We start from the raw sequence: 26,839 nt of genomic DNA, 5'->3' as shown, positions 1-26,839 counted from the left end.
GATGGTATCTGCCGTTACCGGTCAGTCCATCTGCACATTCGCGTCCTTGACCACCGGTCCCCACTTGGCGATTTCCGCAGCAACGTGGGTTTTCAGCTCATCCGGCGAAGAGGCGACGATCTTGGCGCTGAACTCCGCCATGCGTGCGGCAACTCCCGGATCGGCAAGCGCCTTTTTGGCCGCGGCATTCAGCTTGTCGACCACCTCGGCCGGCGTGCCGGCAGGCGCAAAGAGCGCATTCCAGGTGTAGGTCTCATAACCCGGCACCGTCTCGGCGATTGTCGGCAGATCCGGGAAGGACGAGGCGCGCTCCTTGGTCGTGACGCCGAGCGCCCGCAACGTGCCGGATTTGATATGTCCGGACGAAGACGGCAGATTGTCGAACATGATGGAAATCTGATTGCCGAGCAGATCGTTGAGCGCCGGGCCTGCACCCTTGTAGGGAACATGCTGCATGCTGACGCCGGCCATGCTCTTGAAAAGTTCGCCGGAAAGATGCAGCGGGGTGCCATTGCCGGAAGAGGCGTAGGCATGTTTGTCCGGCTCGGCCTTCAAGAGGGCAATCAGTTCCGCCACGCTGTTGACGTTGAGCTTCGGATTGACGACCAGCACATTCGGCACCACCACGAGCAGCGAAACCGGCGTGAAATCCTTTTCCGGATCGTAAGGCTTGGTCTTGAGAATGAGCGGGTTGAGGGCGTGGGTGGCAACCGTTCCCATCAGGATCGTATAACCGTCAGGATCGGCGCGGGCCACGCGGTCGGCACCGAGATTGCCGCCGGCCCCGGCGACATTTTCAACAACGATCTGCTGGCCGAGCTCATCACCCATCTTCTGTGCGATAACACGCGCGACCACATCGGTGGAGCCGCCCGCCGCGAAAGGAACGACCAGAGTAATCGTTCGATCGGGGAAACCCTGCGCGAGCGCAGCCGTTCCCAGCATACCGAAAGAAACCGCCGCAGCGGCAAGTTTCAAAATCATGCGCCGTTTTGAAGACCGGTAAATCATGAACCCTCCTGTAACATGGCCTCCTCGCCATGGGCGCATAGTAGCTAAAATGCACCTCAGGGCAACCCGCAGGCGGCCGGCCGCTGCCGGCAGGTTTCAGGAGAAAGAGGATCGTTATGATTTCAGGCGTTCTTCGACGACCCGCCAGTTAACCAGCTTGTCGAGCACGGCGCGAATATGGTCGGCCTTGCGATTTTCATAATCGACGTAATAGGCATGCTCCCATATGTCGATGCCGAGATAGGCCGGGCGACCCACAGCGACGGGATTTTTGCCGTCCTCATATCCGATCAGCGCGAGCCGGTCGTCGTCGCCGCGCGTGAGCCACACCCAGCCGGTGCCGAAGACCGTGTCGGAGACATCGACCGCACGTTTGATGAAACCATCATAGCCACCGAAGGTCTCGTCTACCGAAGTGGCGAGATCGCCCGTCGGCCGGTTCGGCCCGCCCGGTACGAACTGATCCCAATAGGCGACATGGTTCCACGCCTGTGCGGCATTGTTGAAGATCTTGACGTCCGCCGCCTCTTTCGACTTGGCGGATGTCGTCACGATATCCGCCAGCTCCATGTCGGCATAGGGCGTGCCGGCGGCAAGCGCATTCAGCTTGTCGTAATAGGCCTTGTGGTGTTTTCCATAATGAAGACCCACCGTTTTCGCCGAAATCACTGGCGCGAGATCGGCCTCGGCGAAAGGAAGTTTGGGCTGCATCAAGGGCAGTGCGGCACGCGCGACGTGCGGGCGGGGAAAGATTGCAGCGGCGGCGGTTGCTGCACCGGCGGTGAGAATCGTGCGTCTGGTGATGTCCATCGTATCCTCCTTATGAACGGTGATACGGGACTAACCCCGAACTGCCGTCAGGGTTTCCTCACATTGAAGGCAATTCTGTCTAAGCCCATGCTGATTTGGAGCAGGGACGCTGTATTCACACCCTCCCCGAGAGCGGATGGCCCTCACCAGGCCATATGAGAAAGGCCCTCCCGACGTAGAGAGGGCCTTGCCCGATCAGTATCGATAATAATCGCGACGATCGCGGTAGTCGCGATAATCTCTGCGGTCGCGCCACTCACGCCATTCCCGTCTGGCCTGACGCTCGCGCCATTCACGGCGAGCTTCCCAGCGGTCGCGCCGGTCCCAGCCGCGCTCATAACGCGGTCCGTTCGGACGGCAATAGCCGCGCGGAGTCAAATGGAAGCCGCGGCCGCAGGCATAATCCACCTTTTGAATGTGGGATGCCGAAGGTGCAGACGGTTGACCGACAGGCATGGCGTTGGCGCCGGTGCCGAACAGGGCGCCGAGAATTAATCCGGCGGTTAGAATCATCTTGCGCATCTTATCTCCCTCCTTGTGGGATGAGACGATTTAGCGCCCCGCCGGGTGAACTGCGGCTGAATGAATCGTGATCTTTTCGTGGCAGCAGGCCACAGTTACGCCGAACATTTCGGCCGCTCGGCGGAACCCTGCGGAGGTTCGGACATTTACCAGTGCAAGCCAAAAAAGGGAGAGCACCAATGGATTGGAACCGCGTTGAAGGCAACTGGAAGCAGATGAAGGGCAAGGTCAAGGAGCAGTGGGGCAAACTCACTGACGATGACCTCGACGTCATCAACGGCAAGCGCGAACAGCTCGAAGGCAAGATTCAGGAGCGCTACGGCTACGAAAAGGACCGGGCCAGGAAAGACATCGACGACTGGTATGGACGTCAGCCCTGGTAAGACAAGACCCCGCTTCGGCGGGGTTTTTCTTTGCGGAAGATTCTCCGGTCAGCTGGCCGCGGCCAGAACGGCAGCAATAACGATCAGCAGAGGCCCCATCCATCTGAAGTGACGAACAACCGGCGGCTGACTGACCGTGTTTTTCGACAGCGGCAGATAACCGAAGCCGACACATGTCATCCACAGGCCGGCACAAAACATGATAAATTCGTCGATATAGGCTGCAATCATCGCTCCCCTACCTCCAATCCAATCGCGATCACTCTACCTGCCCGGCGACGCCTTGAGTAGGGCCCGCTTTCGAACGGCCACACGGGCAGTGTGCGCCGGCGATGCTGTCGGTAGCAACCGTCACGAAAGCGTTATGGAAAGACATTAGAACCGCCGCCGGCCCGTTCAAAAAATGCACGGCTGTGCAACGACCGGCCAGAGCCTTCCCCATCTTTCCCGGGGTCAGCGCTCAGCAGTTCCACTCGCGCCGAAAACATCGGAGACATAGATGAAACGCCGCACCTTTATGATGTCCGCCGCAGGCGCCGCCGCCGGTCTCGCCCTTTCACCGCGCATGAGCTTCGCCGCTCCGGGCACGATCGACTGGTACACCAGTTCGGATACGAATATCCTCGATTTCTGGTCCAATACGATCAAGCCCGCCTTTGAAGCCGCCAATCCCGGTGTGAAGCTCAACCTCGTCGATGCCGGCGACAGCGCGGGCATCACGGCCATTGGCGAGCGCGCCATCGCCGCAAAGCAGACGGGCACCGATCCGCAGGCCGATTATTTCGAAACGGCCGATCCGCTGCTGCCCACCGGCGGCATCGATGCCGGCATCTATGTGAACATGGCGAAAGCCGGCCTCTCCAACTATTCGCGCGTAAACCCGCTCGCCATCCGCAGCGAATACAGCCTGCCCTATCGCGGCAGCCAGGTTCTGCTCGCCTATGACACCAGCAAGCTCAAGCCGGCGGATGCACCGAAGACCTGGGATGAGCTCGTCAAGTGGATCAAGGCCAATCCCGGCCAGTTTGTCTATAACCGTCCCGACAAGGGCGGCTCCGGCGGTAACTTCGTCCGCCGCGCCATCCATCAGGCCAACGGCCTCGACCCCAAGGCCTTCACGGTCGATAATTACACGCAGGAAGCCGGTGACAAGGCTCTCGGCAAGGCATGGGCGCTGCTGAACGATATCGCCCCGTCGCTCTATGACAAGGGCGCATATTCCTCCGGCAACACACAGTCGCTGCAGCTGCTTTCGCAGGGCGTCGTCACCATGACCCCTGTCTGGTCCGATCAGGTGCTGAAGGCCATCGATCAGGGCGTTCTGCCGCAAGAAACCGGCCTCGTCCAGCTTCAGGATCTGGCGCTTTGCGGTGATTTCTCGCGCGCCGTGGTGCTTGCCAACGGCGCCAATCGCGATGCTGCCCTGAAGCTCGCCAATTTCGTGCTGTCGGAAGAAATTCAGGGCGCGATCCTCACCGAACTCGGCGGTTTCCCCGGCGTTTCCTGGGACTATGTGCCGGCCGAACTGCGCAAGCGTTTCGCCGACATCATCCCGCAGACCATTCCGACCTTCCCGGCCGGCAAATGGGAAACCGCCATCAATGATGGCTGGTATCGCAACGTCGCTCCCAACGTCGACCGCAAGTCGTGACCGAGGTTGCGGAAGGAGCGGTTCGCCCGCTCATCGACAATACGGCAGGCAGGAGGCCAGTCGGCCTCCTGCTCGTCGCCATCCCCTTGTTCCTGATGATCTGGCTCGTCATCTGGCCTGCCATCAACGCCATCGGCCGCACCGTCTGGCGGACCGGAGCGAACGGTGGAACGGGTTTCGATCTTTCGAGCTACGGCTTCTTCTTCTCGGACCGCTACAGCCTCGACAATCTTGCCGTGACGTTGTGGACGACAATGGTCTGCGCGATCCTCCTGCTCGTAATCTGCCTGCCGATCGCGCTCTACCTGCGCTTTTCGCAAGGTCGCCTTTCGGCTTATGTGCAGGCGCTCGCCATCTTCCCGATGTTCGTGCCCTCGATCATCCTCGCCTTCGCCTTCATCCGCGTCCTCGGGCCCAACGGCATGGTGGATATATTGCTCAATGCGGTCGACCTGCCGAAAATCCGCACGCCCTATCTCACCCCGTGGGGACCGGTCATCGGTCTCGTCTGGGACAATATTCCGCTGACCGTTCTCATCCTGCTCGCGGGGCTTGGCAGCGTCGCCAACCAGTCGGTGGAGGCGGCGCGGGATGTGGGCGCAAATGCGCTTCAGGTCTTCTGGCATATCATCCTGCCGCGCATTTCCAATTCCATCCTCGTGGCGCTTTCCTTTTCGGTGCTCGGCATTTTCTCCTCCTTCACCCTGCCCTATCTTCTCGGACCGGCCTCTCCTGAAATGCTCGGCCCCTTCATGCAGCGCACGCTACGCGAAGTGCAGGATCCCATCGGCGCCATGACCCAGGCCGTCATCGCTTTCGGTTTCTGCATCGCATTCGGCCTGTTCTACGTGCGTTCGGTCGCACGCAACCAGGGGAAATGACATGACGACCCTCACGCCGGCGCGAACGCGCATGGACTGGCCCGGCATATTTTTCGCCACCCTTCTCACCGTCGCCATCGTCGGGCCGCTGCTTGTCGTGGGCACCTGGGCATTCACCGAGGTCTGGCGTTTCCCCAACGTCATTCCCCAGCAGTTCGGTTTCCGCTTCTGGGGCCAGACGCTCGGCCGCGCCGATGTCTGGAACGCGCTGATACTGAGCCTGCGGCTGACGACTGTGGTAACGCTGCTTTCAGCGGTGATCTGCCTTCCCGCCGCCTATGCTTTTGCGCGCATGAGCTTTCCCGGCCGCAACCTGCTGTTCTTCTCCTTCCTTGCCGGCCACGCCTTTCCGAAATTCGGGCTTCTGGTGGCGATTGCCGCCATTTTCCTGCAGCTCAACCTCATCGGCACCTTCTGGGGCGTCGTTCTCATCCAGCTCGTCGGCACGCTGATGTTCATGATCTGGATTCCCGTGGCGGCATTTCAGGCTGTCGACCGGCGCATGGAAGAGGCGGCCCGTGATGTTGGCGCCAGTCCGCTCAGGGTCTTCTGGTCGATTACGCTGCCGCAGGCGGGACCGACCATCGCCGCTGCCGTGCTGCTGAGCTTTGTCGGCACTTTTTACGAGACGGAAGGCGCATGGCTGATCGGTGCGCCCGGCATTCGCACCATGCCGGTGCTGATGATCAGCTACATCAACAACCAGATGGTTATCCAGTATGGCGCGGTCCTCTCCGTCCTGCTCTGGGTGCCGTCCTTCATTGCCCTCATGTTCGCCCGCCGCGTCATCGGTGGCGGCGCATTCGCCCGCGGTTTCGGCGGTTAGGAATTCATCATGTCCGTACTTCACATCCGCCAGGTCACAAAAACCTATTCCGGCGGGACAAAGGCAGTCGACAGCTTTTCGCTCGATGTCGCCGATGGTGAACTCGTCTGCCTTCTCGGCCCCTCCGGTTCGGGCAAGTCGACGCTGCTGCGCATGGTCGGCGGCTTCGAGCAGCCGACGGGCGGGCAGATCACCATCGATGGCGAAGATGTCACCCACCTGCCGCCGGAACGGCGGCCGACCGGCATGGTGTTTCAGAGCCACGCGCTCTGGAGCCATATGAACGTCTTCAAAAACCTCGCTTTCGGCCTCAAGCTGCGCCGCGTGCCGGCTGCCGTCATCAGAGAGAAAGTGGAGGCAGTGCTCGAACTCGTCGGGCTTGCCGGTTATGGCGAGCGCGCCACCGGCCAGCTTTCCGGCGGCCAGCAGCAGCGGGTGGCGCTCGCCCGCTCGCTGGTTCTCGAACCGAAAATACTCCTGCTCGACGAACCCTTCGCCAGCCTCGACCAGCATTTGCGCGAGCGGCTGCGGGAAGAGGTGCGCGATATTCAGCAGCGTCTCGGCATCACCACGCTGTTCGTCACCCACGGTCAGGATGAGGCCCTCTCCATGGCAGACCGCATCGTCGTGATGGCGAACGGCAAGACCGAACAGATCGACCGGCCGAGCGTCATCTACCGCGAACCGCAGACCCCGTTCGTCGCCGGCTTCATCGGCACCATGAACCTGATAGCGGGCGCGGTTTCAGACGGAAATTTCATGCGCGCAGACTTCAGCCTGCCGCTCCCGGTCTCCGACGGACCGGCCATTCTCGCCGTTCGCCCTGAAGCCATCGATCTGACGATTTCCGAAACGCCGGAAGCAAGTGTGCACCGGGTGACGGATTATGGCACCCACGGCCTTGTCGACCTTGATCTTGCCGATGGTACAAGGATCAAATCCATGGTCGCTCACCCGGATATGTTTCAGGCGGGACAGGGCGTACAGATTTCGCCCCGTGCCGTCACCGCCTATCGCGACAACCGCCCAATCTACCGGAGCTGACATGAACCAGCCGATCCTTATCGACCGCGACGGCCACAGAACATGGCTCAAATGGCATCGCGCCCGGCGTCGTGCCGAAGATCCGGTCTTTACCGGTGAGCGTATCATCGAGGCGATGCGGCTCGGTGCAAGCATCGAGGTGGATCTCGTCATCCATGCCGATCACGGCTGCGCCGTTTTGCATGACCGGACGCTGGAGCGGGAGACCACCGGCACCGGCCGGGTACGGGATACATCCGCAGCCACCCTGCGCCAGCTTCATTTGCGCGACAATGACGGCCAGCCCATCCATGCGAAGGTAATGCTGCTCGAAGACCTTTGCGCCCTGCTTGCCGAGGGCACCGTTCATCCCGACGCCCTGCTCCAGCTCGATTTCAAGGAAGACCGGCAGGCGCTTACTCCGCAGGTGGTCGCCGGTTTCGGGGCGAGCGTTTCGCCCTTGGCGAAGTCCGTGATCCTGTCGGGCGGCGATTTCGACGCCATCGCCACGCTTGCCGGGTCAGCCCCCGGCCTTCGCACCGGATATGATCCATGCCATCGCGGCACGCTAGCCGACCTGAAGGCAAGCGGAAACTATCCGGGCTTCATCGCAGACGCCCTTGCCACGGCACCCGATGCCGACATGATCTACCTCGCCTACGAGATCGTACTTGCCGCCGAGGATGCGGGTGTCGATATCATCGCCCCCATCCATGCCGCCGGTCGCCGGGTCGACGCGTGGACGATCAACAGCGTCACACCGCAATCCATAGAACAGGTGAAACGCCTCTTGCGGCTTAAGGTGGACCAGATCACCACCGATGATCCGCAAGGGCTCGCCGAGGTTTTCAGCCGATGACAGTCAATTACAGCACCATCCTCAACCATATGGTCGCCACCGCCCGCGAAGCCGGCGCATTGACGCTCGACCATTTCAGGCGCTTCCGCGAGATCGAAATCGGCGTCAAGGGACCGGGAGACTTCGTTTCCGATGCGGACAGGGATTCCGAAACGTTGATCCGCGACCGCCTGCTCGGGCAATATCCCTGGGGACTGACCGGCGAGGAATTCGCGCCCGTCGAAGGGGCGGATCAGGATCACCGCTGGCTGGTCGACCCCATCGACGGCACCACCAATTTCATCTTCGGCCAGCACTATACAATTACCATCGCGCTTCGCCGCGGCAATGAAACGATCTGCGGGCTGGTCTACAATCCCGTTTCCGACGAGATGTTCACCGCGATCAAGGGAGACGGCGCCTATCTCAACGGCGAGCGGCTGCGGGTCAATGCCAGCACCGATGTCGCCCTGATGTGCGTCGGCACCGGCCTGCCCACGCCCAATCTCCAGCTTTATCCCGGCGCCTATCAGCGCCTCGACGCCATTCGCGCGCCCATTGGCGCGGTCCGCGTGGTCGGCAGCGCCGCCAATTCCTGCGCTTACGTCGCCTGCGGCCGGCTGACCGGCTATTATGAGGAAACGGGCTTCGTGGACACGGCAGCCGGCATTCTGCTGGTGCAGGAGGCCGGCGGCATCGTGACCGACTGGTGGGGCCGCGGACCGGAATTCTATGAAAAGACCGGTACGCTGATCGTCGCCAATGCCGCGACCCATGCCTATCTTATGGAGCACCTGCGCGGCGTTCCGCCCAAGAACCCCGCATAGCGGCTTCTTCTTCGGAGCATCCATGCCGCAACAATCGTCTCAGGCCACCTGCACCAGGTGGCCTGGCGACACCGTCCTGTAGTTTCGCACTGGCGTTTCATATCCCATGGCCCGTATCGGGCTTTTCAGCTCGTCATTGGATATGCCGCGCCTTATCCCGCGCCTTGCCGGGTCCGGCACCGGCACGGCGGCCATCAGCTTTTTCGTATAGGGATGTTGCGGATTGTCGAAAACCGCCGCACGCGGCCCGATTTCGACGATCTCCCCGAGATACATCACCGCCACACGATGGCTGACGCGCTCCACCACCGCCATGTCATGGCTGATGAACAGGAAGGCGAGGTTGAGGCTCTGTTGCAGGTCGAGCAGCAGATTGCAGACCTGCGCCTTGATGGAAACATCGAGCGCCGAGACGCTCTCATCGGCGACGATGACCTTCGGATCGAGCGCAAGCGCGCGGGCAATGGCGATGCGCTGACGCTGGCCGCCCGAAAATTCATGGGGGTAGCGGCTGGCCATATCGGCGGACAGGCCCACCTTTTCGAGAAGATCGGCAGTCTTTTCCTTCGCCTGTCTGGTGCTGCCGAGTTTGTGCTTGATGAAGGGCTCGGAAATCGCCGTGCCCACCGTCATGCGCGGATTGAGCGACGAGAACGGGTCCTGAAAGATCATCTGCACGGATTTGCGCATATTGCGCAGGCCGACCGTATCGAGCCGCATCACGTCGTAACCGTCGAGCGACACGTCGCCGGCCGTCGGCTCCACAAGCCGCATGATCGAGCGGCCGGTAGTGGATTTTCCGCAGCCGGATTCACCCACCAGCGACAGCGTTTCGCCCTGAAACAGATCGAAGGAGACGTTTTCGACGGCGTGAACCGCACCCGTCTGGCGTGCCAGCAGGCCGGAGCGGATGGCAAAACGCGTCACAAGGTTTCGGACCGACAGAACCGGCGTCTGCCCGCTCGCAACCGTCCCCGCCACCTCCTGCGGCTCGCTCGAAAGGCCGGTTTTCATGTCGAGCACCGGAAACCGTGTCGGCCACTGCCGGTCGCGCATTGAGCCGAGCTTCGGCACCGCCGAAAGCAGCGCCCGCGTATAGGGATGCTTGCCACGCCGGAAGATGTCCTCGGTCGGTCCGGTCTCGACCTCATCGCCGCGATACATCACGATCGTCCGGTCGGCGATTTCGGCCACCACACCCATGTCATGGGTGATGAAGAGAACGGACATGCCCTCCTCTTCCTGCAGCAGCTTGATCAGATCGAGTATCTGGCCCTGAATGGTGACGTCGAGCGCCGTCGTTGGCTCGTCGGCGATCAGCAGTTTCGGCCTTGAGGCGAGCGCCATGGCGATCATCACCCGCTGGCGCATGCCGCCGGAAAACTGGTGCGGATATTCATCGAAACGGCCGGAGGCGTTGGGAATGCGGACCTTTTCCAGCAGCCGCACCGTCTCCGCCCGCGCCTCCTGCTTCGAAAGCCCCTTGTGCCGGATGAGCACTTCGGAAATCTGGCGACCGATGGTGAAGATCGGATTGAGCGAGGTCATCGGCTCCTGAAAGATCATCGAGATATCGTTGCCGCGCACGCCGCGCATTTCTCTTTCGGAAAGCGCAAGAAGATCGCGCCCGTTGAGTAGCACTTCCCCCTCGATCCGGCTGGAGGCCGGGGCAAGCAGGCGCATCAGAGACAGCGACGTCACCGATTTTCCGGAGCCGGATTCGCCGACAATCGCGACGGTTTCGCCGGGCGCGACATCGAAGGACACGTTGCGCACCACGCTCTTCCACGCGCCATCGACGAGGAAGGAGGTGGTGAGGTTACGGACGGAGAGGACTGGTTTTGTCTCCATGGTCTCACCGCCCTACCGCATAGGCCTGCATCAGCCGCGGTGTTGCGGCGGCGCGCAGCAGGCCATCCGCATCGCGACGCGCGGCGGTGAGCCGCCCGACCGACCATGCATCGGCAACCGTGACGCGGTGCCCGCGACGGCGAAGCTCCTGCAGGGTCGCTTCGCCCACGGTGCTTTCCACGGTGATTTCACCCGGCGAACTGGTGCGCGGATAAAACGAGCCCGGAAAATGCGCGGTGTGGAACAGCGGCATGTCGATGGCGGCCTGCAGGTTCTTGCCGTGATGGGCATAACGCAGGAAGAAAGGCAGTTGCCACTGGTCCTGCTGATCGCCGCCCGGCGTGCCGAACACCATCGCGGGACGCCCCTGATGCAGCGCAAGCGAAGGCGTCAGCGTGGTGCGCGGACGTTTGCCCGGTGCAAGTGAGGTCGGCAGGCCTTCCTTCAGCCAGAACATCTGGGCGCGGGAATTGAGCGCAAAACCGAGGCCGGGCACGATGGGCGAGGATTGCAGCCAGCCGCCGGAAGGCGTGGTGGAGACCATGTTGCCCCAGCGGTCTATGACATCGATATGCACCGTATCGCCGCGCTTCTCCGTCAGATGCGACATGGTCGGCTCGTAGACCGTGCCGGTGCCGCTCATCTCGGCCAGCATGGCCATGGTGGCGTCCACCTGCTTTTCATAACCCGGCACGGTGCCGGGGCGCAGCTCCAGCGAGGCCTCGCCGCTTATCAGCGCGCGGCGGCCGGCATTGTAACCTTCCGACAGGAGATATTCCGTCGGGATCTGCCCGAATTCCGGATCGCCGTAATAGACCTCGCGGTCGGCATAAGCGAGCTTCATGGCTTCGACGATGGTGTGGATGAAATCGGGACCGGAGGGGTCCATGGCCGCAATGTCGAAGCCTTTCAGAAGCGCAAGCGATTGCAGTAGAACCGGACCCTGCCCCCAGGCGGGCGTCTTGGCAATCGTCCAGTCGTGATAGTCGAGCGTCTGCGGCGCTTCGACGGTCGCGCTCCAGTCCGCCATATCCTGCGCCGTCAGCACGCCCTTGTGCTTAGCACCGCTGGCATCCATGACTTCCGCTGTCCTTACGTAACCGTCGATAACTTCCGCAACGAAACCCCGATAAAAGGCATCGCGTGCCGCCTCGATCTGGTTTTCACGGCCGGAGCGCGCTTCGGCTTCGGTGACGATCCGCTGATAGGTCGCGGCCAGAACCGGATTTCGGAAATTGGCGTGTGGCTCGGGCGCCGCGCCACCCGGCAGCCACGTCTCATGGGATGTCGGCCATTCCTTCTCGAAGAAATCGGCCAGACCCTTGATGGTGGCGGAGACGCGCGGCAATGTCGGATGCCCGTGTTCGGCATAGTAGATGGCGGGTTCCAGCACGTCGCGCACGCTCATCGTGCCATAGTCGCGCAGCATCAGCATCCAGCCGTCGAAGGCGCCGGGAATGACGGTGGCGAGCAGCCCGTCGCCGGGGATCAGCTTCAGCCCTTCCGACGTGTAATGTTCAATCGTCGCACCGCTCGGGGCCGGGCCCTGTGCGCAGATGACTTCCACCTTGTCCTTCTGCTTCGAATAAAACACGGCGGGCATATCTCCGCCGGGGCCGCACAGATGCGGCTCGACAATCTGCAGGACGAAACCGGTGGCGACGGCCGCGTCGAAAGCATTGCCGCCTTTTTCGAGGATCGCCATGCCAACGGCCGATGCGATCCAGTGCGTTGAGGTGACGACGCCGAAGGTGCCAAGGATTTCAGGGCGTGTGGTGAATTCATTCATTCCGATATTCCTTGTAAAAGATCATGCTTCGCGCGGATCGAGCGCGTCGCGCAGGCCGTCGCCCAGAAGATTGAAGCCGATGACGACGAGGAAGATGGCGATGCCGGGCCACATCGTCATCCACGGCGCCTGGCTGAGGAAATTCTTCGCGGTATTCAGCATCGAACCCCAGGAGGGCGCCGGCGCCTGCTGGCCGAGGCCGAGGAAAGAAAGGCTCGCCTCCGCGATGATGGCGGTCGCCACCGTCAGGGTCGCCTGCACGATGATGGGGGCGAAGACATTCGGCAGGATGTAACGCGTCATGATGTCGATGTGGTTGAGGCCAATGGACCTTGCGCCTTCGACATAGTCTTCGGTCTTGACCGCCAGCACCTGGCCGCGCGTCAGCCGCACGAAAATCGGCATGGCGGAAAGGCCGATGGCGATCATTGCATTGGTGAGGCTCGGGCCGAGGAAGGCGGCAAGCGCAATCGCCATGATGAGAAACGGCATGGCCAGCAACGCTTCGGTGATACGAGATATGACCATATCCACCCAGCCGCCGAAATAACCTGAAATCAGGCCGAAGGGCACGCCGATGACCACGGCGATCATCACCGAGACCACGCCCGCCATCAGCGAGGCTCGCGCGCCATAGATCATGCGGGAAAGGATGTCTCGGCCGAGATCGTCGGTGCCGAGCCAATGGGCCGCCGAGGGCGCCTTGCGGATGGCCGACCAGCTGGTCGCCACCGGATCGGCAATCGGCAGGATCGGCGCGGCGATGGCAAGTACGGCGAAAAACAGCACGATAACCATGCCGACAAGCGCCGATTTGTTGCGCTTCATCTTCTTCCAGGCGCGGCTTTCCTGCCGCATTACCGCTACGGAGAGGTTTTGATCGAGAACGGTCATGATATCGGAGCCTCAGATCGTCGCCCTGAGGCGGGGGTTGAGCAGGACATAGGCAATGTCGGCCAGAAGGTTCATGAGGATGAAGCCGACGGCGGTGCAAAGAACGATGCCCTGCACGACGGCGTAATCGCGGGTGAACACCGCATCGACCGTCATCTTGCCAAAGCCGGGAATGGTGAAAATCTGCTCCGTCAGAACCGCCCCGGCCAGCAATTCGCCGAAGAGCAGCGCCAGCAATGTGATGACGGGCAGAAGCGCGTTGCGGAAACTATGCGACAGGATGATCTCGCGCGGAGAAAGACCCTTGGCACGGGCGGTGCGGATATAATCGGAACTGAGCACCGCCACCATCGCCGAACGCGTATGGCGCATCAACGTCGCCGCAAGCGCGTTGCCCAGCACGAAGGCGGGCATGATCATGGTTTCGATGGAACGCACGGGATCGACAAAGATCGATTCATAACCGGATGCCGGCAACCAGCCGAGTTTGACCGACACCAGCAGGATCAGCATGATGCCGAGCCAGAAGTTCGGGATGGAGAGGCCGGAAAGCGCCACGATATTGGCCGTGTAGTCGATCCATGTGTTCTTCTTGACGGCGGCCAGAATGCCGATGGGAATGCCGATGACCATGGCAAAGAACATCGCCATGACAGCCAGCTGAATGGTGACCGGCAGCTTCTGGCCGATAAGCTCCAGCACCGGCTGGTTGGTGCGCAGCGAAATACCGAAATCGCCCGTCACGACGCCGCCCAGCCAGTTGACATATTGCAGCGGCACAGGGTCGTTCAGGCGATATTTCTCCCGCAGGAATTCAATCGTCGCCGGATCGCGCTCCTCACCAGCCATGGCAAGCACCGGGTCGCCCGGCAGCAGTTTCTGCAGCGAGAAGACGAAGATGGAGATGATCAGAAGCGTCGGGATCGCGACCAGCAGTCGCTTGCCGATATAAACAGGCATGGCATGGCCCTCGTTCGTGCCAATTCGTGAGGGCCGCACGGCAAGGCCGTGCGGCGCATGCGAAGCGTTCAGTCCTTGGAGACGCCGAGAAGGCGGATCATGCCATCCGGCGACGGCGCCCAGCCCTTGACCTTGTTGGAAATGGCATAGGCATAGGGCTGGTGGCCAAGATAGATGATCGGCATGTCATCGTTGAGGATGACGCTTGCGGCATCGTATTTTTCCTTGCGCACCGCATCCTCGGTCGAGGCGCGGGCCTCGTTCAGCAGCTTGTCGACCTCGGGATTGCAATATTTCACATCGTTAATGCCGCCCTTGCAGGTGACGAACTGATGCAGATTGCCATCCGGATCGATACGTCCCGACCAGTCGGAACGGCTGAGCTGGTAGTTGCCGGCGGTCTGTTCGGACAGAAGAGTCGCGAATTCCGTGGCCTTCAGGGTGACGTTGAAGCCGGCTTCCGCGACCATGGACTGGATGACCTGCATCATCTGCGTCTGCGTTGTGTTGTTGGCGTGCTGAAGCTCGATGTCGAGCTTTTCGTAACCCGCCTCCTTCATCAGCGCTTTGGCCTTGTCGATATCGCGCGCCGGCACCGGCAGATTCTGGTTGAACCACGGGCTTGTGGGCGGGAAGGCCTGATTGCCTGCCTTTGATGTGCCCTCAAAGACGATCTGGCCAATCGCTTCCCGGTCTATCGCATAAGAAAAGGCCTGACGCAGGCGCTTGTCCTTGCCGAGCGGATTATCCGCACGCGAACCATTGTTGATATTGACATACATGGCCATGTAGCCCGGTCCGATGACATCCGCATAGGTCAGATTGGCGTCGTTCTTGACGGACTCGGCATCGGAGGCCGAGATGCGCTCGGCGATATCGAGGTCTCCCGAGCGAAGATTGGCAAGCTTCACGGTCGTATCGGGGATCGGCAGATAAACGACCCTGTCGACCAGAATTTTGTCCTTGTCCCAATAATCGGTAAATTTCTCGAGCACGATACGGTCCTGCTGGATGCGCTCGACGAATTTGAACGGCCCGGCGCAGACCGGCTTCGAACCGAAATTCGCGCCCAGTTCCTTGGCCGCCTTCGGCGCGACGATCATGCCGGCGCGGTCGGAAAGCTGCGCAAGCAGCGTGACATCCGGCGTCTTCAGGGTGAATTTGACGTCCAGCGGCCCGGTGGCCTCGACCTTTTCGACCGAGGAAAGCTCGCTCTTGCGGCGGGATTCCGGCAGGGTCATGTTGCGCTCGATGGTGGCGACCACAGCCGCCGCATCCAGTGTCTCGCCGTCGTGGAATTTCACGCCGTCGCGGATCTTCATCGTCAGCACCTTGCCGCCCTCGGACCAGGCCCATTCGGTGGCAAGCTGGGGAACGATCTTCATGTCCTGCGAGATGTCGACGAGCTTGTCACACATGGCGGTGTAAACGATACGCCCGACGAAGGTGCGCGATTGCGCGGGGTCGAGAACGTCGGCGTCATCGTTAAGGCCGATGCGCAATTCGGACGAGATGGCTGGCGTGGACAGGAATGCACCGGCCAATAAGGCGGCAGTCAATGTCTTGATTTTCTTCATGTTCTATCCTCTGGTCAGGTTATCTTTGTTTTTTCATTGGCCGGCCCGGAAAGGCCGGCAGGTCTGCTCTGCTGCCTATGAGGCCGGCGTGAGCGGATTGTCGGCATCGCCCGTGCTGCGGGCGGCAATGTCTTCTCCGGTTTTCTCCTCCAGAAAGCCGAGCGAGGTGGCGCGGATCAGCCTTTCCTGATGCATGAGAAGGTGCTGGCGCATCGCTTCGCCGGCTCTTGCGGGGTCGCGGTCGGCGATGGCATCGACGATCGCTATGTGCTGCTCGAAGGAAGCCTTGCCGTTCGTGCCGCTGCGGCGCGCCAGTTCCCGTATCGACTGCCACGCCTCGTCCTGGCGAATGCGGTTGACGACATCGAAGATGGACAGGAACAATTTGTTGCCGGCGCTCTGGGCAATCTGGCGGTGAAGCGAACCATCCCACAATTCCTTGGCGTCGGCATCCGTGCTCTGGCCTGTCTTCTGGACAAGGGCGCGCATGCGCTCCACCTCGGCGGGCTTGGCGCGCATGGCCGCAAGCTGCGCCAGTTGCGGCTCGATGCGCAGGCGCACTTCCATGATTTCCATGATATCCGTGCCGGCGACCAGTTCCGTCACCTGGGCGGACCAATCGTCCGGCTTTTCACCCACAAAGGTTCCCGCCCCCTGCCGTCGCCAGATCAGACCTTCGGCTTCCAGAACCTCAAGAGCACGACGGACCGCACGCCGGCCGACATTGAAGGTTTCCGCGAAGGCCCGCTCCGTCGGCAGGCGACGGTCTTTCGCAAGATCCTGCGTTTGAATGTACTCCCGCAACTTCGCCAGCGCGTAGTTGGAGTTATCGTTGGGGTTCACCGTCAAGTCGCACCATTTACTGAACCAATCCTATATTGGTTCATTTGGTGAGAAATTTTTGCCGCCGTCAAGCTTATTTTTGAGCGGCAAAAACTGGCGCTCAAAATATGGGCATACGGCTTTTTTTGAAGGTGAAGGGTGGGCGTCATAGACGCACCCGCCCCTCCTAAAGATCGATGGAGAGCCTGATGCGCCCCGACAGGCGCTCGCCAGGAGCAACCGTCCCGAAACCCTGCCCTTCCCGCTGCGCCTGAGGCAAACCAAGCGCTCCGGCGGCCGTGGAAACGGGCTCAACACAGAGATAGCGCTCCATGCGGTGCACGGCGAGATGGCCGAAAACAGGATCGGCCTTAAGCCGTAGTGAAAACCTGTCGAAGTCTACCTGTGCGCTTGACCAATCGGTGAAATGCAATGTGTATCCCGTTGCGGCGGGAATGGCGGGCTTCGGGCGAGGTGCCGGCGGCTGGCCGGTTGGCACGTTCTGCGCGTCCAGAGGATATTGCAATTTGGCGTCCGTTCGCGCATCGCAACCGATCCCGGCCGCCAGATAGGGATGCCAGCCCAGCGACATCGGCGCTGGCCCATTCGCGAAATTGGTTATCGACAGCCCAACGGTAAGGCTGTCGTCCTCCAGCAGGAAAGACTGCTCGGCGCGGAAGGAAAAAGGCCACTCCCCGTCAGCCTCGTAGTCCAGTACCAGTGAGACCCGATTCGAAGACAGGTCTGAAATCTCCCACGGCCGGCGATGAGCCGGGCCATGCATGGCGTCAGGCGCAAGCGCCGGATGCGGCAGCAGATCATGGCGGGTGCCCGCATGAACGAAGGACCCGCCATAGAGCCGGTTGTGATAGGGAAATAACGGATATGCGCCGGCCCTCGGCCAGTTGAACGGCTCGAACTCCTGCTCCATTGTGGGTGCCAGAATATCGCCGTAGTCCGCGTGCCGCAGATGGGTCATTCTGCCACCCCAGGCGGGGCGCAGGCGGGCAGAGAGCCGCCCGCAGGCAATCGCAACCGTTTCAGGCGAAGGCATAGGAGCCGTCAGGCCGTTTCGGCACCCGTCTTTGCCAGTGAACATAGCCATCCTCCTGCATGGCTTTTTCATCCATCTCCACACCCCAGCCGGCGCGGTCCGGCCTCAGTTCCAGATATCCGTCCTTCGGCAGGTAGGGGTCGACGACATAACGGGTTTCATCCTCGCGTTTTTCAAGATCGGTGCCGCCATAGACGTAGCATTGCCCTTTCGGCAGCCGGTATTCGAGAATGCGGAAATTCTGCTGGGCGGCGGAGAAGTGCACATTGACGGCGGTGGCGAGCGGTCCCATCGGGTTATGCGGCGCGATGCTCACGAAATGCGCTTCCGCCAGCGTGGCGATGCGGCGCATCTCCGAAATGCCGCCGACAACGCAGATGTCGGGCTGGATGATATCCGCACCCTTTACCTGAAGAAGGCGAAGGAACTCATTGCGATTATAGAGACTTTCACCGGTCGCCAGCGTGCAGTTCAGCCCCTGTTTCAGGTCTCCCCACATCTCGATATTCTCGGGACGCAAAGGCTCTTCGAAGAACAGCGGATCGTAAGGGGCAAGCGCATTGCCAAGCTGGCGGGCGGCCGCAGGCTCGAAAATCTTGGCATGGGCGTCAAAGGCGATATCGAAATCGGGCCGCACGGTTTCGCGAAGGGAGCGGAAATATTCGGCCGAACTGCGCACCACCTCCCCCCAGCGATGGGCGTGAATATCGACGCGCCATGGGCTGAGCTTGAAGGCTGTGAAGCCCCAGTCCTCGTTGAGACGGTCGAATTCCTCCTTCGCCGCCGGTGCGTCCGGGGCCGTATAGACACCGGCATAGACCTTGATACGGTCGCGCACTTCGCCGCCCAGCAGCTTGTAGACCGGCACGCCCGCCGCTTTGGCCGCGAGGTCCCAGAGGCAATGATCAAGCGCCGAGATTGCCGACAGACCGAGCGCTCCGGGCGGAAAGCGGTTCTGCTGGAGCAGGAGATTATAGAGATACTCCACCCGCGTCGGGTCCTGCCCGGCAAGGAAGCTATAGAGGTAATCCAGCACCGGCGGCAGGGCGAGATCGGGGCCGTGATTGTAACATTCACCCCAGCCGGTCAAACCGTCATCGGTATCGAGGGCGACGATGACGCGGGGGCGGTCCTTGTCGCGGGTGACGAATACCCGCATGCGATCGATTTTCATGCTTCAGTCTTCCTCATGAATTGCAGCTTGCGACAGGCCCGGCACTAACGGGCGACGGCCCCGTTCTTGACTTCGGATGGTTCGACGTAGCGGAATCTGCGGGTGCGATCCCGGTCGCGCGGGTCCGGGCGCGGAATGGCGGAAAGAAGCGCCTGTGTGTAAGGGTGATCCGGCGCGTTGCAGACCTTTTCGGCGTCTCCCACTTCCACCAGCTTGCCACGATACATCACCCCGACGCGGTCGCACATATAGCGGATGACGCCGATGTCGTGGCTGATGAAGATATAGGCGAGCCCCAGCTCATCCTGAAGCCGCATCAGAAGATCCAGCACCTGGAACCGCACCGAAACATCGAGCGCCGAGGTCGCCTCATCCGCCACGATGATGCGCGGCTTCAGGGTGATGGCGCGGGCGATGCCGATGCGCTGGCGCTGGCCGCCGGAAAAGGCGTGCGGGTAACGTTCACGCCCGGCAGGGTCGAGACCCACCTGCTCCATCAGCGCGCAGACGCGTTCATCCAGTTCCCTGCCCTTCGCAATACCGTTTACGAGCAATGGCTCGCCGATCACCTGCGCCACCGTCATGCGTGGATTGAGCGAACCGAACGGGTCCTGAAACACCATGCGTAATTCGCGCCGCGCGGCTTTCAGCTCCGCACCCTCGATTTTCGCCAAATCGACCACCGTGCCATCCGCACGGCGATAGAGCATTTCGCCGCCGGTCGGGTCGTAGAGACGCATGATGGAGCGGCCCATCGTGGTCTTGCCGGAGCCGCTTTCTCCGACGATGCCGAGCGTTTCGCCGGGAAGCAGCCGGATCGATACGCCGTCCAGCGCCTTCATCTCGCCGAAATGCATGGAGAGGTCGTTGACCTCGAGGATGGGCGCGGCCGCAAGATCGAGCGGCGGGCGGGCCAGGCGGATTTCCGCCTTCTGCTCCAGCTTCAGAACGGAGCCGATCAGCATGCGGGTATAGGGATCTTTCGGATTGTGGAATATCTCGTCGACCGTGCCATATTCCTTGGCGACGCCGTGATGCATGACCAGCACGTCATCGGCAATCTGCGCCACCACGCCCATGTCATGGGTGATGAAGAGCACAGCCATGCCGTGCGCCTTTTGCAGCCGCGATATCAGGTCGAGGATTTCGGCCTGTGTGGTGACATCGAGCGCCGTCGTCGGTTCGTCGGCGATCAAAAGCTGCGGTTTGCAGGCCAGCGCCATGGCGATCATCGCGCGCTGGCGCATGCCGCCCGAATATTGGAAGGCGTAACGATCCAGCGCCTTTTCAGGGTTAGGGATTTCCACCTGCCGCAACAGTTCGATGGCCTCGGCCCGCGCCTCTGCCTTGCTCATCTTCAGATGCAGGCGCAGGACCTCGGTGATCTGGTCACCCACGGTATGCACGGGTGAAAGCGACGACATCGGCTCCTGAAAGATCATCGCGATATCAGCGCCGCGCACCGAGCGGATGGCGCGGCTGCGCGGATCGAGCTTTGCCAGATCGAGAGACGTGCCGTCGGCGCGGTTGAGGATGATCGAGCCGGACGCGATGCGGCCGGGGCTGTCGATGATCTGCAGGATCGAACGGGCGGTGACGGATTTGCCGGAGCCGCTTTCGCCGACGACGCAGAGCGTCTTGCCGGGATCGATGGAGAAAGACAGGTCGTTGACGGCCCGGAAAACGCCGTTTCTGACCGGAAATTCGGTCACCAGATTACGGACTTCAAGCAGCGGCTTGGCTGGCTTCATGGAGAGAATATCGCTCATCCGGGGCCTCACTTGTTATAGGGGTCGGCCGCGTCGCGCAGGCCGTCACCGAGCAGATTGAGCGCCATGACGGCAATGACGACCGCCACACCGGGCAGGAACAGCCAGGGTGCGGTTGCAATCGAGCGGATATTCTGCGCCTCGCGAAGCAAAACGCCCCAGGAAATGGTGGGCGGCTGAAGGCCGAGACCGAGGAAGGACAGCGATGTTTCCGCAAGAATCATGGCCGGCACTGCAAGCGTGACCGAGGCGATGATATGGCTCGAAAAACTGGGCAGCATGTGGCGGAAGATGATGCGCCCTTCCGGCACGCCATCCAGCCGCGCCGCGGCCACGAATTCTTCGGTCCTGAGCGACAGAAACCGGCCGCGCACGACGCGGGCAAGCTGCGCCCAGCCGGTCAGCGACAGGATGATGGTAATCATCATATATTGCAGCGTGGCAGGCCAGCCCTGCGGCAGGGCGGCGGCCAGCGCCAGCCAGATGGGAATGGTGGGCAGCGACAGCACGAAGTCGATCACGCGCTGCATGACGAAATCGATGCGGCCGCCGTAATATCCCGAAATGCCTCCCAGAACGACGCCGAGCAGCAGCGAGAAGAACACGCCGACAAGACCGATGGACAGGGAGACCTGCGCCCCCTGCACCACGCGGCTGAAAACATCTCGGCCGAGACGATCCGCGCCGAAGAGGAAGAGCGGGCGCGTTTTATCGGTGGAGGCCAGCAGGTGGATATCCGTGGTGAACAGGCCGAAGACGGAATATTCGTAACCGCGACCGAAAAGCTGGACCGGAATTTTCTTCGCCGTATCTTCAACGAAGACCGCCGCCAGCGTTTCAGGATTGCGGGTCAGCTTCAGCGGATAATAATGCAGCCCGAGCGAAAAACCCTCGGTCGTATCGATGAAATGAACGCGCTGCGGCGGATGGAAGGTGGCGCGGGCATTTTGCAGCACCGGATCGTTGATGGCGAAGAAGCCGGGCACCAGCGCGACGATATACATGGCGATGGTGATGAACAGGGCGGCCATGGCCAGCTTGTGGCGCTTGAAGGCCCACCAGATGAGCTGCCACTGCGAGGCGACGGCGGCGCGGTCCTGCCGGGCATTGGTGGTCATGGTGATATCGCTCATGGCGCCCTCCTATTCGAGACGGATGCGCGGATCGACCAGCGCAAGCAGGATGTCGCTGATAAGCGAGCCGATCAGCGTCAGCGCGCAGATCAGCAGCACGAAAGCGCCAGCGAGATACATGTCCTGCGCCATCAGCGACTGCAGAAGCAGAGGCGCGGCCGTCGGCAGATTGAGCACGATGGCGACGACCACGGAGCCCGAAATGAGGTTGGGCAATAGCCATGCAATGGTGGAGATGAACGGATTGAGCGCAATTCTGAGCGGATATTTCGTCAGCAGCTTGAACTCCGACAGTCCCTTCGCCCGCGCGGTGGTGACATAGGGCTTGGGCAACTCGTCCAGCATATTGGCGCGCATGACACGGATGAGGCTTGCGGTGGAAGACACGGCGAGAATGGCGACCGGCAGCCAGATATGGGCCATCAGGTCCATCATCTTGGCGATGCTCCATGAGGCGGTCTCGTATTCGGCTGAAAACAGCCCGCCGACATCGGCCCCGAACTCCACCGCCGCGACATACATCAGCACCAGCGCCAGCAGGAACGAGGGTATGGAAAGGCCGAAGAAAGAAAAGGCGGTGAAAAGATAATCGCCAATCGAATATTTGCGCACGGCAGAGAAGACGCCGATGGGAAGCGCGATGGCCCAGGTTGCAAGAAGGCTTGCGATGGCCAGAACCAGCGTCAGCGCCATGCGCTCCCAGATGAGGCCTGAAACCGGCTGCTGCCATTCGAACGAAATGCCGAAATCACCGCGGCTGACGATGCCCCATATCCATTTCAGATATTGCACGATCATCGGGTCATCGAGGCCGAAACGTTCGCGCAGCTGCGCCGCCGTATTGTGGTCGATGACCTCGTTCGAGGCGGCCAGTGTGGCGATATAGGTCGTCACATAGTCGCCGGGAGGCAGCTGGATCAGGACAAAGGCAAGGAAACTGACGGCAAACAGGGACGGTATCATCCACAGCAGGCGTTTTACGATAAAAAGCAGCATGTCGTTCTCGCAATCACATTGTGCCGCACGCGCCGCCCTCCACTAAGGAGACGGCTGTGGGTGGTCGAAACAACCTGAGAGGCGTCGCCGCGTTGCGGCAGCGACGCCCATGTGGCGATATCAGCTTGTGAAGGTGAACTGTTGCGGCAGCGCCGGGCCGGGATTGGGCCAGGTCCAGCTGTCGGGTTCCGTTTCCGGTACATTGCGCAGATTGTTGCGGATGATGCCGAAACCGCCCACAGCAAGGCAGAGGCCGATTGTCTCGAACTCTTCCGCCGCAATGTCGAAAATCTGCTTCATCTTCTCGCCGCGCTTGGCAAGGTCGGCCGTCGAGCGCGCCTCATCGAACAGCTTGAAGCGCTGCTTCTGGCTTTCCGGCGGCTCTTCGCCCTTCTGGCCATTCGAGGTGTACCAGAGCGCCCACGGGATGGCGTAACGCGACCCCTGCGGGTGGAAGGCGAAGAAATCGCGCGGGTCGAGCATCGGATCGAGACCGCCGGGACCGGGCCAAACGGCGGCATCATGGGCGTTGTCATCACCGCGCGTATAATAGAGCGCACGTTCGATGGTGTTGACCTTGATGTCGACGCCGATCTGCGCCCATTGCGCCTTCACCAGTTCCAGCGCATCGACCAGATCGGGATAGAGCGTCGGGATGACGTCAATCGAGAAGAAGACGGGCTGGCCGTCAGGCCGCAACCGCATGCCGTTGCCGTTCTTCTTGTCGTAACCGGCTTTGTCGAGAAGCTCGTTTGCCTTGTCCGCATCATATTCGGTGAATTGCCGCGCCAGCTTTTCATTGTACCAGGGGTGTGTCGGGCGCGGCCCGGCCTGATAGCCCTCGCTTTGACCGAAATAGACGATGTCAATGATTTCCTGCCGGTTGAGCGCGATGGACAACGCCTGGCGGAACGACTTGTCGGCGAACATCTTGCGCATCGCCGGGTCTTTATGGGTGATGTTCAGGTAAATCTGGCACTGCTGTGCGGCAGACGGCACCAGCGTCAGCAGGCGGTAGCCACCCTTTTTCATGTTCTGAGACAGGGTCGGCTTGTTGGCAAGAACGCTGATATGGCGCTCCTGAATGTCGATCTTGCCGGAAATGACGTTCAGCATCAGCGATTCGACATCCTGCGAAATGCCGAAATTGATTTCGTCGATATAGGGCAACTGGTTGCCTTCGGTATCGACCTGCCAGAAGTAAGGGTTGCGGGTCATAACCACGCGTGTCGCACCGCCGGAATAGGGTTCTTTCACCACCCATGGATCAAGCGTCGGCTTGTCGACATTCGACCAGCGGGACGGAATTTCGATATCGCCGCATTTGGCGCGGAACAGCTCGGTCCAGCTGGAGACACCCGCCGCCTTCACATCGGCATCGAGCGCCGTGTTGTATTTCGGCAGGAACTTGCTGCAATAGTGCTTGGGAAACAGTGTCGGATGCTGGCCGAGCGGCGTGGCGAGGTTTTCGAGATAAAGCGCATTCGGCGCGGCGAATTTGAACTTTACCGTAAAATCGTCGACTTTTTCGACATCGACCGCCTTGCCGGCCACGGAAAGCTGCGCCGGTGTGGCGCTGTAAAGCTCCTTGTTCTTGATGCAGTCCTCGATGGCGAACACCACGTCATCGGCGGTGAAGGGGTGGCCGTCAGACCATTTTGCGCCTTCCAGCAAATGGAAGGTGAATTGCGAGGCATCGTCGTTGACTTCCCATTTCACCGCAAGGTTCGGCAGAACCTCGGTGAAATCCATGTTCCAGCGGACAAGGCCCTGATTGCCGACCATGCGCAGGATGCCGTTATGGTCCGATGAACCGCGCAGGCCACGGCGCAATGTGCCGCCATAGGTGCCGATTTTCTCGTGCGGCGTCACCACCATCGGATTTTTCGGCAGACGTTCGGCCAAAGGCGGCAATTTGCCGTCCTTTACCAGCGCCTCCAGTTCCGGCGCCTGCTTGCCGGCGGCAGCCCGCGCCGAGGTCCCGATGACGGAAAGGGCGGCCACGCCGCCAACACCCGCCATAAAGGTTCGGCGCGTTACGCCCAGTGAAAATGCTTCGCCATCGCGCATCGACAATCCTCCCAAAAAATCACCGGCAGCGAAACGGCTTTCACCGAACCGCGACGGCCCTCCCGGCCAGCCAGCACGCCGATCCTCCATCGGCAGGGGCAGACCATATGAGCGTTTTCAGATGATTACAAGTATTGACAGATTTTTACATCTTTTTTATTTGTAGGCCGGTTTTCAGGATCAGGCTTAAAGAAAAAATCGGCAGGACAGCCCTCTCGCTCACAAAAACCCCGGTATTTCTGTTGCGATTGAAATGCAGGAAACCCATTAACTTCAGCGATTTGCAACGGAAGGGCTGCTGATGGACAATCACACTGCATCTGCCGCCGCTCGAGGCGAGACTCGGCTGAGCGACATCATCTACGAAAAAATCGTGGGCATGATTTCGGACGGGCGGTTTCCCGTGAACGAGCGGTTGCCATCGGAACAGAATCTGGCGTCGCTGTTTGGCGCGTCGCGGCCGGTTGTGCGGGAAGCGCTGGAGCGGCTTCGGAACGACGAGCTTATTGTTTCGCAAAAGGGATCCGGCTCCTATGTACGCCAGCAGCCGGATTCTTCCGTGTTGCAACAGGTGCCGGTCGGCTCGCTGGCCGACGTGCAGCGTTTTTTTGAGTTCAGGGCCGGATTGGAGGCTTCCGCGGCTGAGCTTGCGGCGCGCAACTGGCAGGCAGCGGACAGGGTGCGTATCGAGCAGGCGATAGCCGCGCTGGAACAGTGTCTCGAGCGCAACGATCTCGGCGCGGAGGAAGACTTCGCCCTGCACGAAGCCATCGCGAAGGCGAGCCATAACCAGTTCCACATCACGGTGCGGATCTGGTTCAAGCCCCATTTCGCCATCGGCCAGTCGGTGACACGCAGCCTCAGCCTCAAGCGGACGCCGCAGCATGTGCGCGAAGTCCAGAACGAGCACACGGCCATCGTGGAAGCGATTTTTGCGCGGCGTGAGCAGGCCGCGCATGACGCGATGAAAGACCACATATTGAAGGCGCGCGCCCGCATGTTTCAGGGCGTCGGCAGCTAGGCCGCACCCTGCAATGTCGAAAACAGAATCATAAAGGGCGGATGAGGGAGAGGAACCAGTGAGCCAGCCACACGTCATAGAACCGAAGCTCCGTTCCCTGATCGATACCCCGCTGAAGGTCGGCGAATCGCCTGCCTGGGACGAGCGAACCGGCGATCTGTGGTTCGTCGATATTCTCGCGCCTGCCATTTTTCGCCTGCATCCCGGTGGAAAACTCGACAGATACGACATGCCCGCCCAGGTGGGCTGTCTCGGCCTTTGCGACAATGGCTTGATCGTGGCGGGCCTCAAGACCGGTGTGCATCTTCTCGATCCCGCGAGCGGCAAGCTCGATCTTCTCTGCGACCCGGACGACGGGCGGCCCGACAGCCGCCTCAACGACGGAAAGGTCGGTCCGGACGGCCATTTCTGGGTGGGGACCCGCGACGAGGCCGCGATACAGACAGGCAATGCCCGCCTCTATCGCGTCGCCCCGGATGGCGGCATCGAATGCATCATCGATGGCAACATGTTCACATCGAACGGGCTTGCCTGGAGCCCGGACGGCAGGCGCATGTACCATTCCGACAGCAGCGGCCTCATGTATCATGCGTTCGATTTCGATGTCGCGACCGGCAGGCTCGGCCCGGCCGAACGCCTGCACGATTTCGCGCCGGATGAAGGCAGGCCGGACGGTGCGGCGACCGATTGCGAAGGCTGTTACTGGAGCGCCGGCGTTCAGGCGGGACGTCTCAACCGTTTTTCACCGGACGGCGAATTGTTCGAGATTTACAGGCTGCCATTCAAGGGGCCGACCATGCCGTGTTTCGGCGGTCCCGACCTCAAGACGATATACCTCACAAGTCTCGTAACCGAGACGGACGGAATAACCACCGCAGGCACGGTTGTCGCATTCGATGCCCCGGTCGCCGGCACACCCGTTCACAAATTCTCCATCTGAAGATGACTTTTGATCTT

The 26,839-nt window shown here is 61.0% G+C and carries 25 protein-coding genes; 9 read left to right on the top strand and 16 right to left on the bottom strand.

Annotated elements, in window-relative coordinates; translation table 11 throughout:
- Positions 1-21: 21 nt before the first annotated feature.
- From ACQZ40_RS19105 to ACQZ40_RS19095, 3 genes are all read right to left on the bottom strand, one after another.
- Positions 22-1,011, bottom strand: coding sequence for a Bug family tripartite tricarboxylate transporter substrate binding protein (locus ACQZ40_RS19105; protein ID WP_080858075.1), 990 nt, complete (start codon positions 1,009-1,011; stop codon positions 22-24).
- A gap of 114 nt (positions 1,012-1,125) precedes the next feature.
- Positions 1,126-1,821: a superoxide dismutase gene (locus ACQZ40_RS19100; protein ID WP_080858074.1), complete on the bottom strand. Its 696-nt coding sequence runs from the start codon at positions 1,819-1,821 to the stop codon at positions 1,126-1,128.
- A 195-nt stretch (positions 1,822-2,016) separates the two neighbouring features.
- Complete coding sequence (locus ACQZ40_RS19095; protein WP_020810616.1) at positions 2,017-2,343, bottom strand: GCG_CRPN prefix-to-repeats domain-containing protein; 327 nt, start codon at positions 2,341-2,343, stop codon at positions 2,017-2,019.
- A gap of 179 nt (positions 2,344-2,522) precedes the next feature.
- Between ACQZ40_RS19095 and ACQZ40_RS19090 the strand changes: the two genes are divergently transcribed.
- Positions 2,523-2,726: a CsbD family protein gene (locus ACQZ40_RS19090; RefSeq protein WP_080858073.1), complete on the top strand. Its 204-nt coding sequence runs from the start codon at positions 2,523-2,525 to the stop codon at positions 2,724-2,726.
- Positions 2,727-2,774: 48 nt separating this feature from the next.
- On the opposite strand, the gene ACQZ40_RS19085 is transcribed toward ACQZ40_RS19090, so the two are convergent.
- Positions 2,775-2,957 (bottom strand): hypothetical protein, encoded by a 183-nt coding sequence (locus ACQZ40_RS19085; RefSeq protein ID WP_065657718.1) that lies wholly within the window; start codon positions 2,955-2,957, stop codon positions 2,775-2,777.
- Between the two features lie 268 nt (positions 2,958-3,225).
- On the opposite strand from ACQZ40_RS19085, the gene ACQZ40_RS19080 reads away from it, so the two are divergent.
- From ACQZ40_RS19080 to ACQZ40_RS19055, 6 genes are read left to right on the top strand one after another with little or no spacing between them, the layout of a single operon-like run.
- A complete protein-coding gene (locus ACQZ40_RS19080) occupies positions 3,226-4,377 on the top strand; it encodes an extracellular solute-binding protein (RefSeq protein WP_448748470.1) in 1,152 nt (383 codons plus the stop codon).
- Entirely contained in the window at positions 4,374-5,258 is an 885-nt protein-coding gene (locus ACQZ40_RS19075; RefSeq protein ID WP_448748469.1) for an ABC transporter permease, read from the top strand. The genes ACQZ40_RS19080 and ACQZ40_RS19075 overlap by 4 nt, the downstream gene beginning before the upstream one ends.
- A 1-nt stretch (position 5,259) precedes the next feature.
- On the top strand, positions 5,260-6,084 hold the full coding sequence (locus ACQZ40_RS19070) for an ABC transporter permease (protein WP_271045644.1): 825 nt from the start codon (positions 5,260-5,262) through the stop codon (positions 6,082-6,084).
- Between the two features lie 9 nt (positions 6,085-6,093).
- Complete coding sequence (locus ACQZ40_RS19065) at positions 6,094-7,128, top strand: ABC transporter ATP-binding protein (protein WP_448748468.1); 1,035 nt, start codon at positions 6,094-6,096, stop codon at positions 7,126-7,128.
- A 1-nt stretch (position 7,129) separates the two neighbouring features.
- Positions 7,130-7,966 (top strand): glycerophosphodiester phosphodiesterase, encoded by an 837-nt coding sequence (locus ACQZ40_RS19060; protein WP_448748467.1) that lies wholly within the window; start codon positions 7,130-7,132, stop codon positions 7,964-7,966.
- Complete coding sequence (locus ACQZ40_RS19055; RefSeq protein ID WP_078053881.1) at positions 7,963-8,772, top strand: inositol monophosphatase family protein; 810 nt, start codon at positions 7,963-7,965, stop codon at positions 8,770-8,772. Before ACQZ40_RS19060 ends, ACQZ40_RS19055 begins: the two co-directional genes overlap by 4 nt.
- 39 nt (positions 8,773-8,811) lie before the next feature.
- Here ACQZ40_RS19055 and ACQZ40_RS19050 read toward each other — a convergent pair whose 3' ends face one another.
- The 12 genes from ACQZ40_RS19050 to ACQZ40_RS18995 form a co-directional block, all read right to left on the bottom strand.
- Positions 8,812-10,623 carry an ABC transporter ATP-binding protein gene (locus ACQZ40_RS19050; RefSeq protein WP_078053882.1) on the bottom strand — a complete coding sequence of 604 codons (1,812 nt, stop codon included), beginning with the start codon at positions 10,621-10,623 and terminating at the stop codon, positions 8,812-8,814.
- 4 nt (positions 10,624-10,627) lie between these two features.
- The gene (locus ACQZ40_RS19045) at positions 10,628-12,412 is read right to left on the bottom strand and encodes a gamma-glutamyltransferase family protein (RefSeq protein ID WP_078053883.1); all 1,785 of its coding nucleotides are present in this window, start codon (positions 12,410-12,412) and stop codon (positions 10,628-10,630) included.
- A 21-nt stretch (positions 12,413-12,433) separates the two neighbouring features.
- Complete coding sequence (locus ACQZ40_RS19040; RefSeq protein WP_304983329.1) at positions 12,434-13,306, bottom strand: ABC transporter permease; 873 nt, start codon at positions 13,304-13,306, stop codon at positions 12,434-12,436.
- A gap of 12 nt (positions 13,307-13,318) precedes the next feature.
- Positions 13,319-14,266: an ABC transporter permease gene (locus ACQZ40_RS19035; protein ID WP_020810606.1), complete on the bottom strand. Its 948-nt coding sequence runs from the start codon at positions 14,264-14,266 to the stop codon at positions 13,319-13,321.
- 68 nt (positions 14,267-14,334) lie between these two features.
- A complete protein-coding gene (locus ACQZ40_RS19030) occupies positions 14,335-15,843 on the bottom strand; it encodes an ABC transporter substrate-binding protein (protein WP_338808894.1) in 1,509 nt (502 codons plus the stop codon).
- Between the two features lie 75 nt (positions 15,844-15,918).
- Positions 15,919-16,692, bottom strand: a complete 774-nt coding sequence (locus ACQZ40_RS19025; protein ID WP_448738849.1) for a FadR/GntR family transcriptional regulator — start codon at positions 16,690-16,692, stop codon at positions 15,919-15,921.
- Positions 16,693-16,852: 160 nt separating this feature from the next.
- Positions 16,853-17,719 carry an aldose epimerase family protein gene (locus ACQZ40_RS19020; protein ID WP_448748466.1) on the bottom strand — a complete coding sequence of 289 codons (867 nt, stop codon included), beginning with the start codon at positions 17,717-17,719 and terminating at the stop codon, positions 16,853-16,855.
- Positions 17,706-18,893: a galactarate dehydratase gene (locus ACQZ40_RS19015; RefSeq protein WP_448748465.1), complete on the bottom strand. Its 1,188-nt coding sequence runs from the start codon at positions 18,891-18,893 to the stop codon at positions 17,706-17,708. The genes ACQZ40_RS19020 and ACQZ40_RS19015 overlap by 14 nt, the downstream gene beginning before the upstream one ends.
- A 44-nt stretch (positions 18,894-18,937) precedes the next feature.
- Positions 18,938-20,662 carry an ABC transporter ATP-binding protein gene (locus tag ACQZ40_RS19010; protein ID WP_065657706.1) on the bottom strand — a complete coding sequence of 575 codons (1,725 nt, stop codon included), beginning with the start codon at positions 20,660-20,662 and terminating at the stop codon, positions 18,938-18,940.
- Between the two features lie 8 nt (positions 20,663-20,670).
- Entirely contained in the window at positions 20,671-21,795 is a 1,125-nt protein-coding gene (locus ACQZ40_RS19005) for an ABC transporter permease (RefSeq protein WP_020810601.1), read from the bottom strand.
- A 9-nt stretch (positions 21,796-21,804) separates the two neighbouring features.
- The gene (locus ACQZ40_RS19000; protein WP_003521681.1) at positions 21,805-22,791 is read right to left on the bottom strand and encodes an ABC transporter permease; all 987 of its coding nucleotides are present in this window, start codon (positions 22,789-22,791) and stop codon (positions 21,805-21,807) included.
- Between the two features lie 120 nt (positions 22,792-22,911).
- Entirely contained in the window at positions 22,912-24,861 is a 1,950-nt protein-coding gene (locus tag ACQZ40_RS18995; RefSeq protein ID WP_220317886.1) for an ABC transporter substrate-binding protein, read from the bottom strand.
- Positions 24,862-25,162: 301 nt separating this feature from the next.
- On the opposite strand from ACQZ40_RS18995, the gene ACQZ40_RS18990 reads away from it, so the two are divergent.
- Complete coding sequence (locus ACQZ40_RS18990) at positions 25,163-25,882, top strand: FadR/GntR family transcriptional regulator (protein ID WP_003521683.1); 720 nt, start codon at positions 25,163-25,165, stop codon at positions 25,880-25,882.
- Positions 25,883-25,940: 58 nt separating this feature from the next.
- Positions 25,941-26,822, top strand: a complete 882-nt coding sequence (locus tag ACQZ40_RS18985; protein WP_448748464.1) for an SMP-30/gluconolactonase/LRE family protein — start codon at positions 25,941-25,943, stop codon at positions 26,820-26,822.
- The last annotated feature ends 17 nt before the right edge of the window (positions 26,823-26,839 follow it).

The sequence above is a fragment of the Agrobacterium sp. 16-172Ci genome, from assembly GCF_053522725.1.
This window is presented reverse-complemented; position numbering and strand designations above follow the sequence as displayed.